Genomic DNA, 15212 nt, shown 5'->3' with positions numbered 1-15212 from the left:
CGCGGATGGCGTCAGGTCCAACAGACCAATTTACCCGACGGATCAGCTCCGCGGTACCGCGCACTGATATTCAGCGCAGGCGGGATACGAGTTCTGGGATCGCCACCTCGGTGCGCTCACCCGACGCGCGGTCCCACAGCTCGACGACGCCGTCGGCGGCGCCGCGGCCCACGATCACGATCGTCGGAACCCCGAGGAGTTCGGCGTCGCCGAACTTGACGCCGGGCGACACCTTGGGCCGGTCGTCGTAGAGAACGTCGAGCCCGGATGCCTCGATCGCCTCGACGATCGTCTCGGCGGTCTCGTAGACTGCAGCGTCGCGGCCGGTCGCCACGACGTGCACGTCGAATGGAGCTACGGCCTTGGGCCAGATGAGTCCCTTGGCATCGTTGTTGAGCTCGGCGATGATCGCGAGGATCCGGGTGACGCCGATGCCGTAGGAACCCATCGTCACCGTGGCGAGCGTGCCGTTCTCGTCTTGAACCTTCAACCCGAGGGCTTCGGCATACTTGCGACCGAGCTGGAACACGTGCCCGATCTCCATGCCGCGGGCGAGTTCGACCGGGCCGGAGCCGTCGGGCGCCTCGTCACCGGCCAGCACCTGGGCTACTTCGATCGTGCCGTCGCAGGCGAAATCGCGCCCGGCGACGAGCCCGAAGACGTGCCGGCCATGCTGATTCGAGCCCGTGATCCAGCCGCTGCCATCCGAGACGCGCGGGTCGAGCAGGTAGCGGATGCCTGTGGCCGCCGTCGTGCCCAGAACGGGCCCGTCGACCGACCACGGGCCGATGTAGCCCTTGACCAGCCCGGGGTTCGCAATGAAGTCCTTCTCGACGGCGGCTTCGACCTCGGCCGGCGCGAACGCGACCTCGGCGCGCTTCAGGTCGACCTCGCGGTCGCCCGGCAGCCCGACCACGACCAGCTCGCGGCTGCCGTCGAGGTTGCGGAGGGCCAGCACGACGTTCTTCAGCGTGTCCGCAGCCGTCCAAGAGCGGCCGTCGGGCCGCGGATGATCTGCGTTGGCGACGTCGACCAGCGTCTGGATGGTGGGCGTGTCGGGAGTGTCGTGCACGTCGGGCGGGGTGAGTCCGTCGTACGGGCGCGCCGCAGGAGGCGTCGTGGTGAACGCCTCGACGTTCGCCGCGTACCCGCCGGCGCTGCGCACGAAGGTGTCCTCGCCGATGGGAGTCGGGTGCAGGAACTCCTCGCTCTTCGAGCCCCCCATGGCTCCCGCGTCGGCCTTGACGATCACGTATTCGAGGCCGAGGCGGGAGAAGATGCGCTCGTAGGCCGCGCGCTGCGCCTGGTACGACGCCTCGAGACCCTCGTCGGTGACGTCGAACGAGTAGGCGTCTTTCATGGTGAACTCGCGCCCGCGCAACAGGCCCGCGCGCGGACGCGCCTCGTCGCGGTACTTGTCTTGGATCTGATAGATCGACAGGGGAAGATCTTTATAGCTGTTCACCAGGTCTTTGACCAGCAGGGTGAAGACCTCTTCGTGGGTGGGGGCGAGCACGTAGCCGGCCTCATGCCGATCGTTCAGTCGGAACATGCCGTCGCCATACTCGGTGTAGCGTCCCGTGACCTCGTAAGGCTCCTTGGGAAGCAGCGCCGGAAAGTGCACCTCGTGCGCGCCGGCCGCCGTCATCTCTTCTCGGATGATGTTCTCGATGCGCGCCTTGACGCGCAGGCCGATGGGAAGCCACGCGAAGATGCCCGGGGCCTGCCTGCGGATGTAGCCGCCGCGCACGAGGAGGCGGTGGCTCGCCACCTCTGCGTCGGAAGGATCTTCGCGGAGGGTACGGAGGAAATAGTTGCTGAGGCGAACTGACACGCCCACCAGTCTATTGATCGGCGACGTGTCGACCCGACAGCGCCGGTCAGTTGCCGACCGAGCAGGTGACCTCTGCTGCGGTCTGGCCCGTGAAGGAGTCGGGCAGCACGGTGGCTCCCCCGGCATCCGGTGTCGTCGTCGCCGCGGGGTCTGCCGCCGGATCGGTCGCAGGGTCAGCGGCGGGATCGACGGCCGGCTCGTCGCTCGACCCGTCGGCCGCTGTCGCGGAATCGGCCGTCGCGACCTGGCTCAGGTCGAGCGAGGTGTCGTTCAGGAGTGCCGCGTTCAGAATCTCGGCGTCGAATTCATTGACCACCACGCGGTTGGAATCGTTGGGATCTTCTGCGACCGGGTAGCGGAGGAACGCCACCTTGTCGAGTTGCACGCCCTGCAGCGCCTTCGCGATGGAGACCATGGAGTCGACCTTGCCGAGCTCGGTAGACAGGAACATATTGCTGAGTGCCGCGTTGGCGAGAGTGTACAACGTCACCGGGTTGGAGAGCGTTCCGTCGGAAAGCATCTTGCGAACGAGCGCCGACAGGTAGACCTGTTGGGAGCTGATCCGCGCCAGGTCGCTTCCGTCGCCGACTCCCTCGCGGGTGCGCAGGAAGGCGAGCGCCTGGTCTCCCGAGAGCGTGTGGTTTCCCTCCTCGAGGTGGAGGTTGCTGTAATCGTCGTCGATCGGCTCCGACACGCACACGTCGACACCGCCGATGGCCGACGTCATCGCGGCCACGCCATCGAACGAGATGACCCCGGCGTAGGGAATCGTCAGGCCAGTGATCTGCTCGACGGTCGCGACGACACAGCCGAGGCCACCGCGCTGCCCGCCTCGCCCGAGGGCAGTGTTGAGCTGTTGGTACGACGTCTCTTCGTAGGTGTCGCCGGTGTCGGGATCTGTGCACTCGGCCATGTCGACCATGGTGTCGCGGGGAAAACTGATGACGCTGACGTTCTGGTGGTCCTGGCTGATGTGCAGGAGCATGGTGACGTCGTTGCGGGCGCCCTCCGTGTCGTCGCCCTCCGTCGTGAGCTGGTCGATGCGTGTGTCGCTGCCGACGACCAGCACATTGACACCGCCCTCGATGGCCCCCACATCGACGAGTTGCGACACCTCTTTTTCGTTGCCGAGGGTCACGGTGTTGGCCTGCACCGTCGACGCGAGCCCATTGACCGCGATGGCCGCGATCGACACCGTGCTCACGAGCGCCACGGCCGTCACGATGCCGAGAATTCGAAGGACGGCCCAGACGCTGGAGCGGTTGCCGAGGCGACCGTGTCGCGGGGCGATGGATGACGGGGTGCGTAACGAGCTGATGAGAGTCACATTCCTGTGTCGGGCCCCGGAGGGTTTACGGCAAGATTCATGAAACTAGCGACGCAACTTCACAATTGCCTGTGTTCTGCGCGGTCAAACATACGAGGGCCTGAAGTTACCACGGCTTCTCGACGTAGTCCGGGTCGGCCGGGGTGCGCTCGGCGGTCTGCTGGTCGCTGCGATCCTGGCCGGCGTCACGGAGCTTCTCCTCGAGCTGCTCGACGGTGGCGTCGCTCGGTGACCCGTCGGGTTTCGGCTGGCCGTCGTCGGCCTCTAGTTCGCCTTCCGACGGCTCCGACAGGGCGTCCTTCTTCTCCGACAACCGCTGCTTCGTCTGAGACAGCTCGTCATCGGTGCCGTCTTCGCCGCTCCTCGGCGGCCGCCGGCACGACTCATCGGCCTCGTCGATGACCTCGAGCGCCTCATCGTAGAACGCGGATGCCTCATCTCGGCTCGTCGGGTCGCCCTCGACGACCGCGTCGCCCTGTCGCTCCAGCACGAGCGAGAGGTTGACCCGCACCGGGCACTGGTCTTCGGGGGCGGCGAGCCCGAGGGCCCGCTCGAACTCGAGCTGCGCATCCGAATCGAGCGCCTGGCCCGCGAGGCCGTCGCCGACGGCGAGGTGCGCCTTCCACGGTTCGATGACGTTGACGACGGTCAGCCATCGTGCCAGCGATGTTGCAGAGGCGAAGTCCTCGCGCTCATAGGCCGCAGCGACCTGTCCGGCGACGAATACCATGCCGATCAGCTTCACCGCGACGACCGTGGCGATCACCGTGCCCGGAAGCGCGATGAGGCCGGCCTTCGTGCGTCGGCGCATCATTCGTCGTGCCCGTGCTTGCCGCCGGCGACGCGAAGATCACGGAGTCGACGGAGTACCGTGACGGCCTGCGCCGCGGCGAGCAGCACCAGCGCGGCGGCCGGAATCCAGTAGAGCTCCACCGTGCCGCGGGCGGTCCCGTCGGAGGAGGATGTCGTCGAAGAGGAACCCGCCGGGGCGACGGGCGGGTTGCCCGGCGCGCCGCGATGCTCGTAGTCGATACCCAGCTGGTCGGCGATCGTGCGCAGGTTCTGCTCGTCGATCGACGAGCGGGCCTCGGAGCCCGTGTCGAGCGTCACGTAGCCGTCGTCGGTTTTGTCGTCGTCGTAGTATCCCGTCTGAACGCGCATCGGCCCCCCGGCCTCCGTGCCGTACCCGAAGACGAGTCCTCCGTTCACGAGCGGCGCAGACTCGTCGAAACTCTCGACCGGCGACGACGAGGTCTGCTCGCCGTCGCCGAAGTAGTAGACGACGCGCGAACGTTCGGGTTCGGATTCGTGTGCCCGCTGCAGGGTCGAGGCGAGCAGATCTTTCGCCTGCGCGACGCTGCTTCCCGCCGAGTAGCTGGTGATCTCGGGTGCCAGAACCTCACCGGCATTCGCTATGGCGGTCGCGTCGGAGGTGAGCGGCACTCGGAGGACCGCCGAGCTGTCGAATGTCAGCAGGGCGAACTTCGCACCCGGGTACGACTCGACCAGGTCGGCGATGTCGCTTTTCACGCCGTCGAGTCGCGGCCTCTCGCCGGCGTAGTCCTCTGCCACGATGCTCGTGGTGGTGTCCACGACGAAGAACACGTCGGTCTCCGTCGTCGCCTCGGCACCGCCGTAGCCCGGAACTCCCGGGCGAAAGGCGATCACCAGCACGAGAACGACCATCGCGCCCCGCAGCGACCACGACAACCGTCGGGGCCGATTCTCGCGCAGCACGAGTTGCCAGACTACGAAGGCCGCGAGCACGGAGAACACGGCGATGAGCAGAGGCAGCGGAAGAACGGGAGAGAGGCTCACAGCCGGGCCCTCCAGACGAGCACGAGAAGCCCGCCGAGAAGCACAGTGGCGAGCACCGCCAGCAGCGTGGGCTGGTCGGTGACGACGACTTTTGGTTTCTCGTCGACGAGGGCGGCTTCGGTGGCCTCGATGCTGTCGACGATCGTCGGCACCGTGTCGGCCGACTCGAGCACGAAGTACTCGCCCCCGGTCGAGTCGACGACCCGCTGAAACTCTGCCGAATCGTCGGAGTCGCCCGCCTTCGCCACGCTCGGGTCGATGCCGTAGACCCGCACGTCGCGTGACGCCGCGAACGCGCCGGCCTCGTCGACGGTCATGATCGGAGTGCCGTTGATGTCGTTGTCGGTGGCCAGCACGACGGAGCGCGACCGCTGCTCGCCTGTTCGATCGAACGCGAGCACGCACGAGGCGAGCCCGTCGCCGATGAGCGACGCTCCCTCGCCCGTCAGCGTTCCGCCGAACGCATCGCTGAACTCTCCCGTGCCGTCGAGGCTCGAGCGCACCGCCTCGAGTTGCTGGGCGATGTAGTCGTAGTCGTCGGTGAGCGGAAAGACCTGGGCCGCGGAGGAATTGAAGATGACGAGCGCGAGACGCTCGCCCTCGAATCCCTCGGAGAGTTCGGTGAATCGGGCGAGCACGTCGATGTCGACGTCGGTCATCGACCCGGAGACGTCGAGGCAGAGCACGACGTCGCGGGTGAACGTGGCGGGCTTCTCGGTCGATGTGACGATGGGGCGGGCGGCGAGAAGGGCCGCCGTGGCCCCAAGGATGCCGACCAGCACGATGGCGGCGGTCGTGGTCAATCGCATCCTCGTCACGGCCGCGACGAAGCCCGGCAGGCGCGTGAGCCGACCGATGTGCGCGACCGGAACCGCGGCATCCGTTCGCCGTCGTCGTCGGAGCACCCGGGGCAGAACCACGACGGCGGCGATGACGGGTACGAGCCCGAGAAGGATCCAGGCGTTGGCTAGCCCCACGATTCGATCACCTGCCTCGCCTGTACTACGGCAGACGAGATCTCACTGCGATCCGCCGACTCGAACGACGCCGGGTAGTACTCGGCGACCGCGGCTGTGACCGTCGGCAACGCTGTGCCCTGCAGTTCGGTGAGGGTCATCATCGGGGCGTCGATACCGCTGACGGCCTGGCCGAAACCTCGGACGACGGCGCTCAGGCGCTGATGCGCCGCGCGCACCGACAGTCTGCCGGCGACGTACTCCGCCTCGATCCCGCTCACCCTCTCGTGGTACTCGGCCTTCACGCCGGCCAGGCCCCCGGTCCGCATCGGCTGCGGCGACGCGTCGCGACCGCGCGCTCGCACCACGAGGATCAGCAGGATCGTGGCGATGACGAGCACGACGATCAAGATGCCGATGACGAGCCAGCCATAGCCGTAGCCGATCGGAGGTACGAGTTCGGTGTCAGGCATTCGAGCGTGCCTTCAACAGGTGCAGAAGCGACGGCATCACATCGTCGACCCGCCCGATGCGGCGATGCGAGACGCCGAGGTCGTCGAACATCGACTGCCGCTGCCGGATCCCGTCGTCGATCGAGCGGGTCAGCTCTGCCGTGAGGCGACGGTTTGCGCGGAGCGCCTCGGGAACCGCCCAGCCGTCGTCGACGGCGACGGCCCCGGCGAGCCGGAGCGGATCCAGATCACCCACGGTGACCCAGACCAGTTCATGCTGGGCGCGCAGCCTGCGCACGAGCTTCGTCTGTTGTGGCCCCAGAACCGCGTCGTCGGTGACCACGACGACGATGGCCCGCCGGCGCACGGTGCGGGCTACCAGTCGCAGCGTGCGGTCGAGGTCACTGGGAGGCGCGTCGAGCCCGTGAGCCGAGTCGATCGACCGCAGAACGCGTTCGAGGTGATTCTCGCTCGAGCGGGCCGGCAGCCTGACGGTGCGTTCGGAGTCGCCTGCGATCAGTGACACGTCGTCGCCGTGACGCACCGCGAGGTAGCCGAGAACGCCGACGACCGTGAGCGCGACTTCGCTCTTCGGCTCGCCATCGGCCGCGTGAGCGGCCAGATTTCGACCCGTGTCGAGCACGAAGTGAACGGTCTGGCGGCGAAGTGCGGTGTAGCGCCTGACCAGCGTGGAGCCGTGCCGGGCCGTCGCCTTCCAGTCGATGTCGCGCACCTCGTCACCTGCCACGTAGCTGCGCAGGTCTTCGAAGTCCATGCTGCGCCCGGTGACGAGCGAGCCGTACTCTCCGTCGAGCAGGTGCAGCGCCTTGCGATGCGCGTGGATGAACATCCGCGACTTGATCCGCACGAGGAGGCTGTCCATCGGGCTCAGGGCGTATGCACAGACGCGAAGACCGCGTCGATGACGGCCTCGGCTCGCACGCCCTCCGCGTCGGCCTCGAAGTTCAGTATCACCCGGTGTCGCAGCACGGCGTGGCGGATGGCCTTGACGTCGTCGGGCACGACGTGTGCCCGGCCCGACAGCAGGGCGAGCGCACGCGCGGCCTGCATGAATGCGATCGTGCCCCGGGGGCTCGCGCCGTATTCGACGTAGCCGGCGAGTTCTTCGCCGATGTAGTTGAGGGGATTGCGGGTCACGTAGACGATCGAGACGATGTAGTTGCGGATCGCGTCGTCGACGTAGACCCGCGAGGCGGCATCCTGCACGAAGAGCACGTCGTCGAGCGAGACCGACCCCTCGTGCTGGCTCGCCGCGTCGAAGACCCCGGCATCGAGGCGTCGCAGCACTTCGAGCTCCTCCTCTATCGTGGGGTAGTCGATGATCTCCTTCAGCAGAAACCTGTCCATCTGCGCCTCGGGCAGCTGGTACGTGCCCTCCTGCTCGATGGGATTCTGCGTCGCCATCACGAGAAACGGCTCCGGCAGCGGGTACACCGTGCCGCCGATGGTCGTTTGACGCTCCTGCATGGCCTCGAGCATCGCGCTCTGCGTCTTGGCGCTCGATCGGTTGACCTCGTCGAGAAGCACGAAGTTGGAATGGACCGGCCCGAGCTGGGTCTCGAACGTGCTGGTACGGGCGTTGTACACCTGGGTGCCCGTGATGTCGCTCGGCAGCAGGTCGGGGGTGCATTGGATGCGCGTGAACTGCGCGTGGATGGCCCGGGCCAGCGTCGTGGCCGCTGTCGTCTTCGCGAGCCCGGGAACACTCTCGAGCAGCACATGACCGCCCGCGACGAGCGCCACCAGAAGGGCACGACGCAGCGTCACCTGCCCCACGACCGTGGCCGAGTACGACGACTCGATGGCGTGCACGATCGTGCCGGCCCTCTCCATCTCGGCGGGCGACAGAGGCTTCAGCCTCATCGGGCCCCGACGGTGACGACGGGGCTGCCCGTTGAGGTGTCGGCAGGCGGCATCTCTGCGGCCAGGCGGTTCGCCTCTTCGATGAGCGTGGCCACGATGTCGGCCTCGGGCACGGTCTTGATGACCTCGCCCTTGACGAAGATCTGACCTTTTCCGTTGCCGGATGCGACGCCCAGGTCGGCCTCGCGGGCCTCGCCCGGTCCGTTCACGACGCAGCCCATGACGGCGACGCGAAGGGGCACGGTCATGCCCTCGAGGCCGTCGGTCACATCGTTGGCGAGCTTGTAGACGTCGACCTGTGCGCGCCCGCAGCTGGGGCACGAGACGATCTCGAGCTTGCGCTCCCGCAGGTTGAGGGACTGCAGAATCTGCAGTCCCACCTTGATCTCCTGGGCGGGCGGTGCCGACAGCGACACGCGGATGGTGTCTCCGATTCCCTCGGAGAGGAGGATGCCGAAGGCCGTCGCGCTCTTGATCGTTCCTTGGAACTCGGGCCCGGCCTCGGTCACGCCGAGGTGAAGGGGCCAGTCGCCCCGCTCTGCGAGAAGTCTGTAGGCCTTGACCATGATGATCGGGTCGTTGTGCTTGACCGAGATCTTGAAGTCGTGAAAGTCGTGCTCCTCGAAGAGGCTCGCCTCCCAGACGGCGCTCTCGACGAGGGCCTCCGGGGTCGCCTTTCCGTATTTCTGCAGGATGCTCGGTTCGAGCGAACCCGCGTTGACGCCGATGCGGATCGATACGTCTGCCGCCTTCGCGGCGGCCGCGATCTTGCCGACCTGGTCGTCGAACTTGCGGATGTTTCCGGGATTGACCCGCACGGCCGCGCAGCCCGCGTCGATTGCGGCGTACACGTAGTTCGGCTGAAAGTGAATGTCGGCGATCACCGGGATCTGGCTCTTCTTCGCGATGATCGGAAGGGCCTCGGCGTCGTCGCGGCTCGGCACGGCGACGCGAACGATGTCGCATCCGGATGCTGTGAGCTCGGCGATCTGCTGAAGGGTCGCGTTGATGTTCGGTGTCGGCGTGGTCGTCATCGACTGCACGCTGACGGGAGCGTCACCGCCTACGAGTACCTTGCCGACTTTGATCTGACGGGACTTGCGCCGAGGTGCGAGGGTTTCAGGCACTTTCGGCATTCCCAAATTGATAGCAGCCACCTCTTCAGTGTAGGCGTCGCCAGAAGGGGCGAGGCCGGGGCCGTGCTACCCGGCGTTCCACCCCGTGCGCACCAGGTGGGTCTCGTAGGCGGTGACGACCAGTTGAACACGGTCCCTGGCGCCGAGTTTCTGCATGATCCTCGACACATGCGTCTTGGCCGTGAAGGGGCTGAGGAACAGTTTCGTCGCGATCTCCTCGTTCGTCAGCCCGTGGCCGACCAGAGTGAGCACCTCGCGCTCCCGGTCTGTGAGCACCGAAAGGGCGCGGGTGTCGAGGACCGCCGACAGGCCGCCGGAGACCCGCTCGAGAAGCCTCTTCGTCACACCCGGCGACAGCAGCGCATCGCCTCGCGCGACGACGCGCACCGCCCGGATCAGTTCCACCGGCTCGGTGTCCTTCACGAGAAAACCCGACGCACCCGCGCGGATGGCGTCGACGACGTACTCGTCGATTTCGAAGGTCGTGACGATGACGATGTGCGTCGCCGCGTTCAGGGGGTCTGCCACGATCTGCCCGGTTGCCCAGATGCCGTCGCCGTCAGGCATTCGGATGTCCATGAGCACGACATCCGGGCGCAGTCGCGCCACGAGGTCGACGGCCTCGGAGCCCGTGGCGGCCTCGCCGACGACGTCGATGTCGGCCTCGCTCGCGAGGAGAGCCGAGAACCCGGCGCGGATGAGCTGCTGGTCATCGGCGATGACGACTCTGATCATGTGGGGGGTGCCGACTTCGGGGTGGATCTCGCCGAACGGGGAATCGTGGCAGTGATGGCGAACCCGTGCGGCGAGACGGTGACGGCCTCGAGATGACCCCCGAGCAGCTCGGCGCGCTCGCGCATGCCGAGCAGGCCCTTGCCGGCGACGGCGCCGACATCGACGGCCACTCCCCGGCCATTGTCGGTCACGCGAAGCACGACGCCGTCGTCGGTCTCGCGCAACTCGACGCGGGCGATCGTCGCGCCGGAGTGCCGAACGATATTCGTGAGGCCCTCCTGGGCGATACGGTAGAGGGCGAGCTGCACGGCCGCCGATGGCGCCGTGGCAAGACGCGAGTCGAACTCGACCTCGAGCTCGGCTGAGCGGATGTTCTCGACCAACCGGGGCAGACTGCCGAGGTCGGCCTCGGGAATCCGCGGAGCCTGCGGCTCGCTCGTCGCGTCGCCCCGCAGGATTCCGAGCACGTCACGAACCTCGTCGAGCGCCTGCTTGCTGGTCGCCTTGATACTGGCCAGCGCCTCGCCGGCCTTGTCGGGCTGCGACTCGAGAAGGTGCAGTCCGACTCCCGCCTGCACGTTGATCGACGATAACGAGTGGGCGAGCACGTCGTGCAGCTCGCGGGCGATTCGCACCCGCTCCTGCTGTGCTGCGTCGACCCGACGTCGGCTCTGAAGACTCCGCAGCTGAGCGAAGCGCTCGCGCCGGGTCCGGATCGATGAGCCGAATCCGAGGGCTATGACGATCCCGGCTGTCAGCAAAACCACGGGCACCGGCTCCCAGCGGATGCCGAGAAGGCCGGCTCCCACGAACCCGGCGACCCAGCCCGTGGTCACGGAGGCCACCGCCCACACACCCGCGCCGCGCACAACCGCGAGGGCTGCGGCGAACAACACCGCGATGTACGCGGAGACGATCGAGGAATCGACCAGCACGTCGGCTACCGCGATGGCGCTCACTGCGGCGACCGTGGGGCCTGCGAACCTGCGAGCACAGATCAGGGCGACCGGGCCGAGCATCGCACAGAGAAAATCGAACGCGATCAGGGGCGACGAGCCTGAATCGGGCGAGGTCGCGAGCTGCGTGGCGACAATCGTGAGCTGGGCGACGAGCGAGACGATCACCGGCAACCAGAGCCGGGCCTGCGGGGGAAGGAAGGGGCCCCGCGGGCCGACCCCGTAGGCTCCCCGCCATCCGGAACGCGGGCCGTGGAGATGACGATGTGCATCGCCCGCCCGCCCGCCCCAGCCCGGGCGCCCCGCCGGCCCGCCCCATTCGTTTCGACCCCATTCAGGGGGCTCGTGGGGCGCACGCGGCAGGGTCATGCTCTCGATGCTAGCGAGCGCTCGCCGCGGGGCGCGTCGGCCGGGCGCGGCATCACGGGGTACTCCCCCGGGAGTACCCGCCCGGTGCCCGGCGCAATCAGCCGAAGAGGTTGATCGGTTTGACGATGTCGGCGTAGATGAGCAGTGCGCTCATGGCGCCCAGAACGATGACGACCCCGAAGGTCAGCGGCATGAGCCGCGCGGTGTCGACGGGGCCGGGATCGCGCCTCTTGAACAGCGTGGCGAATCCGCGACGGATGCCCTCCCACAGCGCTCCGGCTATGTGACCGCCGTCGAGCGGCATCAATGGCACGAGGTTGATGACACCGAGGGCCACGTTGAGTGAACCGACGAGCCCGAGCAGGCTGGCCACCTTCGAGCCGAGCGGCACCTGCTCGATGCTGGCGATCTCCCCGGCGGCACGTCCGACCCCGACAACACTGATGGGGCCGTCGGGGTCGCGCTCCCCCGGCCCGAAGGCGGCGTTCGCCACGTCGACGAGCCGCTGGGGCAGGTGCACGATGAGGTTCACGACGTTGGCGATGTTCTCACCCATGAACGGCAGCACGGCAGCCGGGCTCTGCCGGATGAGCTCCTGCTTCGGTCCGATGCCCACGAAGCCGACCTTCTGGGTGATCGCCTGGCCGTCGTCGCCGAGCACTGTGTTGCCCGAGACATCCTGCTCGTAGCGCTCCGCGAGCAGCGGCACCACCGTGAGCGTCTTCTTCTGGCCAGCCCGCTGCACGTCGACGCTCAGTGTCTTATCGGGCGATTTCTGGATGATCGCGGTCGACTCGTCCCAACTGGACACCGAGACGCCGTCGATCGCGGTGATGATGTCTCCCTCTTCGAAGCCGGCCGTCACGCCGGGCCCGGGGGTGTCTGATGCCTCGCACGTCTGCCGCTCGCTGGTGGCGGGGAGCACGCACTGGCTGATCGACCCGATGGTGGTCGTGGACATGCCGAATCCGCACAGCACCACGGCGAAGACCACGATAGCGATGACGAAGTTCATGGCGGGACCACCGGCCATGATGATGATGCGCTTCCACACCGGCAGCCGGTAGAACGACCGCGCGTCGTCGTCGCCGATCGTCTCGGCGCTCACGTCGCGCGCATCCTGCACCAGGGTGTTGAAGAATCCGGTGCTGGCGGTGCGCACCGGCCCGCCGGCCTTGGCGGGCGGAAACATGCCGATCATCGAGATGTAGCCGCCCATGGGAATGGCCTTCAGCCCGTACTCCGTCTCGCCGCGACGGCGCGACCACAGTGTCGGACCGAAGCCGATCATGTACTGCGTGACCTTGACCCCGAAGAGCTTCGCGGGCACGAGGTGCCCGATTTCGTGCAGGCCGATGGAGACGGCGAGGCCCACGACGATGACGAGCACGCCGAGAATGAACTGCAGAACCGTATCCACGTGCACACGTTACAGCGCGCTGTGAGGTGCCCGCTGGCCTTTGGCTGAACGCCGGCCGTGCTGCACCCGACAGTCCGCCCGCACGGTCAACCCGCGGAATCAGTGCGCGCGGTCATCGCGCGAGAAGTGAATCGGCCGTGCGCCTGGCCCACTCTTCAGCTGCGGCGAGCGACTCGAGGGTGATCTCGCCGGATGCGTCGTGCTGTTCGACGACGCTGCGGATGGTGTCGACGATGTCGAGGAATCCGATGGTACCGGCGTGGAACGCCGCGACCGCCTGCTCGTTGGCCGCATTGAAGACGGCCGGGTAGCTGCCCCCGGCACGCCCGACCTCTTTCGCCAGGTCGACGGCCGGAAAGGCCACCGAGTCGAGCGGCTCGAAGGTCCACGTCTGCGAGGTCGCCCAGTCGAGCGGACGACCGACTCCGCGCACGCGGTTCGGCCAGTCGAGGCCGAGCGAGATGGGAAGCCTCATGTCGGGCGGCGAGGCCTGGGCGATTGTGGAGCCGTCGATGAACTCGACCATCGAGTGGATGATCGACTGGGGATGAACCGTCACGTCGATGCGGCCGTAGGCCACGTCGAACAGCAGGTGCGCCTCGATCACCTCGAGCCCCTTGTTCACCAGCGTGGCCGAGTTGGTCGTGATGACCAGTCCCATGTCCCAGGTCGGATGCGCGAGGGCCTCACGCGGCGTGACATCCACGAGCGACTCGCGGCTGCGCCCCCGGAACGGACCGCCACTCGCGGTGAGAACCAGCCGCTCCACCTCCTCCGGTGTGCCGGAACGCAACGCCTGGGCGATCGCGGAGTGCTCGGAGTCGACGGGAACGATCTGACCGGGTTCGGCGAGGGCCTTCAGCAGCTCGCCGCCGACGATGAGGCTCTCCTTGTTGGCCAGGGCGAGCACGCGCCCGGCCTTCAGCGTCGCGACGCTGGGGCCGAGGCCGACCGAGCCGGTGATGCCGTTCAGCACCACATCGGCATCGACGTCTCTCACGAGCTGCGATGCCTCATCGGCGCCCAGCGCGGTATCCGCAACGCCGAACTCCGTAGCCTGCTCGCCGAGCAACGTTCGATTTCGCCCGGCGCCGAGGCCGACCACGTCGAACCGTTCCGGATTGGAGCGGACGACGTCGAGGGCCTGAATACCGATCGAGCCGGTAGAACCGAGGATGACTACGCGTTTCACGTACTCATCCTCGCACCTGCGCCCCTGCCTAGCCGGCGAGGATGTCGATCACGAAGACCAGGGTGTCCGTGCCGGAGATGCCGGCGTCGGGCTGGCCCGCATCTCCGTAGCCCTGCGCCGGCGGGATGGAGACGATGACCTGGGATCCTACGGTCTGGCCGGAGATCGCCGCTTCGAAGCCCTCGACCGTTCCGCCGGGCTGAACAGCGAACGGCGTCTTGCCCCAGCTCTGGTCGAAAACGGTCTTCGTTCCCCAGACGCTGCCCTGGTACTGCACCACGGAGGGCTGCCCGGCCTCGACGACCTTGCCGTCGCCCTTCTTGAGCACGGTGATGGTGAGCTCGGCCGGCGGAGCCGTGTCGGGGATCGTGACGGTCGGGGTGCCGTCTTCGGCATCGGCGACGGTCGGCACCCCGTCGACGACGGGCTGTACGGCGCCGTTCGCCTTGAGCTGGTCGGGGTCGCTCACCGAGAGCACCTGTCCGAGGTCGACGACGAAGACGAGCGGGTCGGTGGCCGCGATCCCGAGCGCGGGATTGCCGGCTTCGGCGAATCCCTCGGATGCCGGAACGGCGACGGCGATCCGCGACCCGCCGGTCAGGCACTCGACACCCTTGACGAGGCCCGGAAGAAACTGGGTGGCGTCGACGACCATGCTGAGCGAGGCAGACCCCTCGTCGTAGGTCGAGAAGACCTCGTCGCCCGACGTGCCGTTGAACAGGGTGAAGTTGAGAATTCCGAAGTCGCCGATGTTCGCCTTCTCGCCGTCGCCCTCAGAGAGCACGGTGCGCTCGGTCGCATCGATGTCGACGGGCGAATCGAACGTCGCCGACGCGATCGAGCCGGCGTCTCCGGTCACCTCGACCGAGTCCGAGGCGTCACCGCTCGGCGTCTCGGTGCACGATCCGGCCTCGGCCTGGGGCGCCGCGGTCGCGCCGCCGTCGGGCGTCGAACTGGGCGACGGCGAGCCCGCGCAGCCCGCGAGGGTCAGGGCGAGCGCCGAGACGGCGAAGATGACGGGAAGTTTGCGCACGGGTGGGCCTCACAGAATGACGGAAGATGACGAGAACGCGCGGCACGTGGCGCGCGAAAAAGAGTGAACGATCTGCATCCAGTCTGGACTATCTGCGCAA

At 67.5% G+C, this 15212-nt stretch carries 14 protein-coding genes; all 14 read right to left on the bottom strand.

What is annotated here, in order from left to right:
- Positions 1–70: 70 nt before the first annotated feature.
- The 14 genes from ACE5CZ_RS00545 to ACE5CZ_RS00480 all read right to left on the bottom strand — a co-directional run bounded on the left by ACE5CZ_RS00545 (position 71) and on the right by ACE5CZ_RS00480 (position 15112).
- Positions 71–1834, bottom strand: coding sequence for a proline--tRNA ligase (locus tag ACE5CZ_RS00545; protein ID WP_374945400.1), 1764 nt, complete (start codon positions 1832–1834; stop codon positions 71–73).
- A gap of 46 nt (positions 1835–1880) precedes the next feature.
- Positions 1881–3161 carry an LCP family protein gene (locus tag ACE5CZ_RS00540; RefSeq protein ID WP_374945399.1) on the bottom strand — a complete coding sequence of 427 codons (1281 nt, stop codon included), beginning with the start codon at positions 3159–3161 and terminating at the stop codon, positions 1881–1883.
- A gap of 106 nt (positions 3162–3267) precedes the next feature.
- Positions 3268–3975: a hypothetical protein gene (locus ACE5CZ_RS00535; RefSeq protein WP_374945398.1), complete on the bottom strand. Its 708-nt coding sequence runs from the start codon at positions 3973–3975 to the stop codon at positions 3268–3270.
- Positions 3972–4979, bottom strand: a complete 1008-nt coding sequence (locus tag ACE5CZ_RS00530) for a VWA domain-containing protein (protein WP_374945397.1) — start codon at positions 4977–4979, stop codon at positions 3972–3974. Before ACE5CZ_RS00530 ends, ACE5CZ_RS00535 begins: the two co-directional genes overlap by 4 nt.
- On the bottom strand, positions 4976–5956 hold the full coding sequence (locus tag ACE5CZ_RS00525; protein ID WP_374945396.1) for a VWA domain-containing protein: 981 nt from the start codon (positions 5954–5956) through the stop codon (positions 4976–4978). Before ACE5CZ_RS00525 ends, ACE5CZ_RS00530 begins: the two co-directional genes overlap by 4 nt.
- A complete protein-coding gene (locus tag ACE5CZ_RS00520; protein ID WP_374945395.1) occupies positions 5947–6408 on the bottom strand; it encodes a hypothetical protein in 462 nt (153 codons plus the stop codon). The genes ACE5CZ_RS00525 and ACE5CZ_RS00520 overlap by 10 nt, the downstream gene beginning before the upstream one ends.
- A complete protein-coding gene (locus tag ACE5CZ_RS00515; protein ID WP_374945394.1) occupies positions 6401–7270 on the bottom strand; it encodes a DUF58 domain-containing protein in 870 nt (289 codons plus the stop codon). The genes ACE5CZ_RS00520 and ACE5CZ_RS00515 overlap by 8 nt, the downstream gene beginning before the upstream one ends.
- A 5-nt stretch (positions 7271–7275) precedes the next feature.
- Positions 7276–8271, bottom strand: coding sequence for an AAA family ATPase (locus ACE5CZ_RS00510; RefSeq protein WP_374945393.1), 996 nt, complete (start codon positions 8269–8271; stop codon positions 7276–7278).
- Positions 8268–9407 (bottom strand): flavodoxin-dependent (E)-4-hydroxy-3-methylbut-2-enyl-diphosphate synthase, encoded by a 1140-nt coding sequence (ispG, locus tag ACE5CZ_RS00505; RefSeq protein WP_374945458.1) that lies wholly within the window; start codon positions 9405–9407, stop codon positions 8268–8270. The genes ACE5CZ_RS00510 and ispG overlap by 4 nt, the downstream gene beginning before the upstream one ends.
- Positions 9408–9473: 66 nt before the next feature.
- Positions 9474–10142: a response regulator gene (locus ACE5CZ_RS00500; RefSeq protein ID WP_374945392.1), complete on the bottom strand. Its 669-nt coding sequence runs from the start codon at positions 10140–10142 to the stop codon at positions 9474–9476.
- A complete protein-coding gene (locus ACE5CZ_RS00495) occupies positions 10139–11467 on the bottom strand; it encodes a sensor histidine kinase (protein WP_374945391.1) in 1329 nt (442 codons plus the stop codon). The genes ACE5CZ_RS00500 and ACE5CZ_RS00495 overlap by 4 nt, the downstream gene beginning before the upstream one ends.
- A gap of 97 nt (positions 11468–11564) precedes the next feature.
- On the bottom strand, positions 11565–12887 hold the full coding sequence (locus tag ACE5CZ_RS00490) for an RIP metalloprotease (RefSeq protein WP_374945390.1): 1323 nt from the start codon (positions 12885–12887) through the stop codon (positions 11565–11567).
- A 112-nt stretch (positions 12888–12999) separates the two neighbouring features.
- Positions 13000–14079 carry a 1-deoxy-D-xylulose-5-phosphate reductoisomerase gene (dxr, locus tag ACE5CZ_RS00485; RefSeq protein ID WP_374945389.1) on the bottom strand — a complete coding sequence of 360 codons (1080 nt, stop codon included), beginning with the start codon at positions 14077–14079 and terminating at the stop codon, positions 13000–13002.
- 28 nt (positions 14080–14107) lie between these two features.
- Positions 14108–15112, bottom strand: a complete 1005-nt coding sequence (locus ACE5CZ_RS00480; protein ID WP_374945388.1) for an FKBP-type peptidyl-prolyl cis-trans isomerase — start codon at positions 15110–15112, stop codon at positions 14108–14110.
- Positions 15113–15212 lie beyond the last annotated feature (100 nt).

Source organism: Agreia sp. (assembly GCF_964263775.1).
Classification (GTDB): Bacteria; Actinomycetota; Actinomycetes; order Actinomycetales; family Microbacteriaceae; genus Agreia.
Note: the sequence above shows the minus strand (reverse complement) of the source record. Positions and strands in the feature narration are given on the sequence as shown.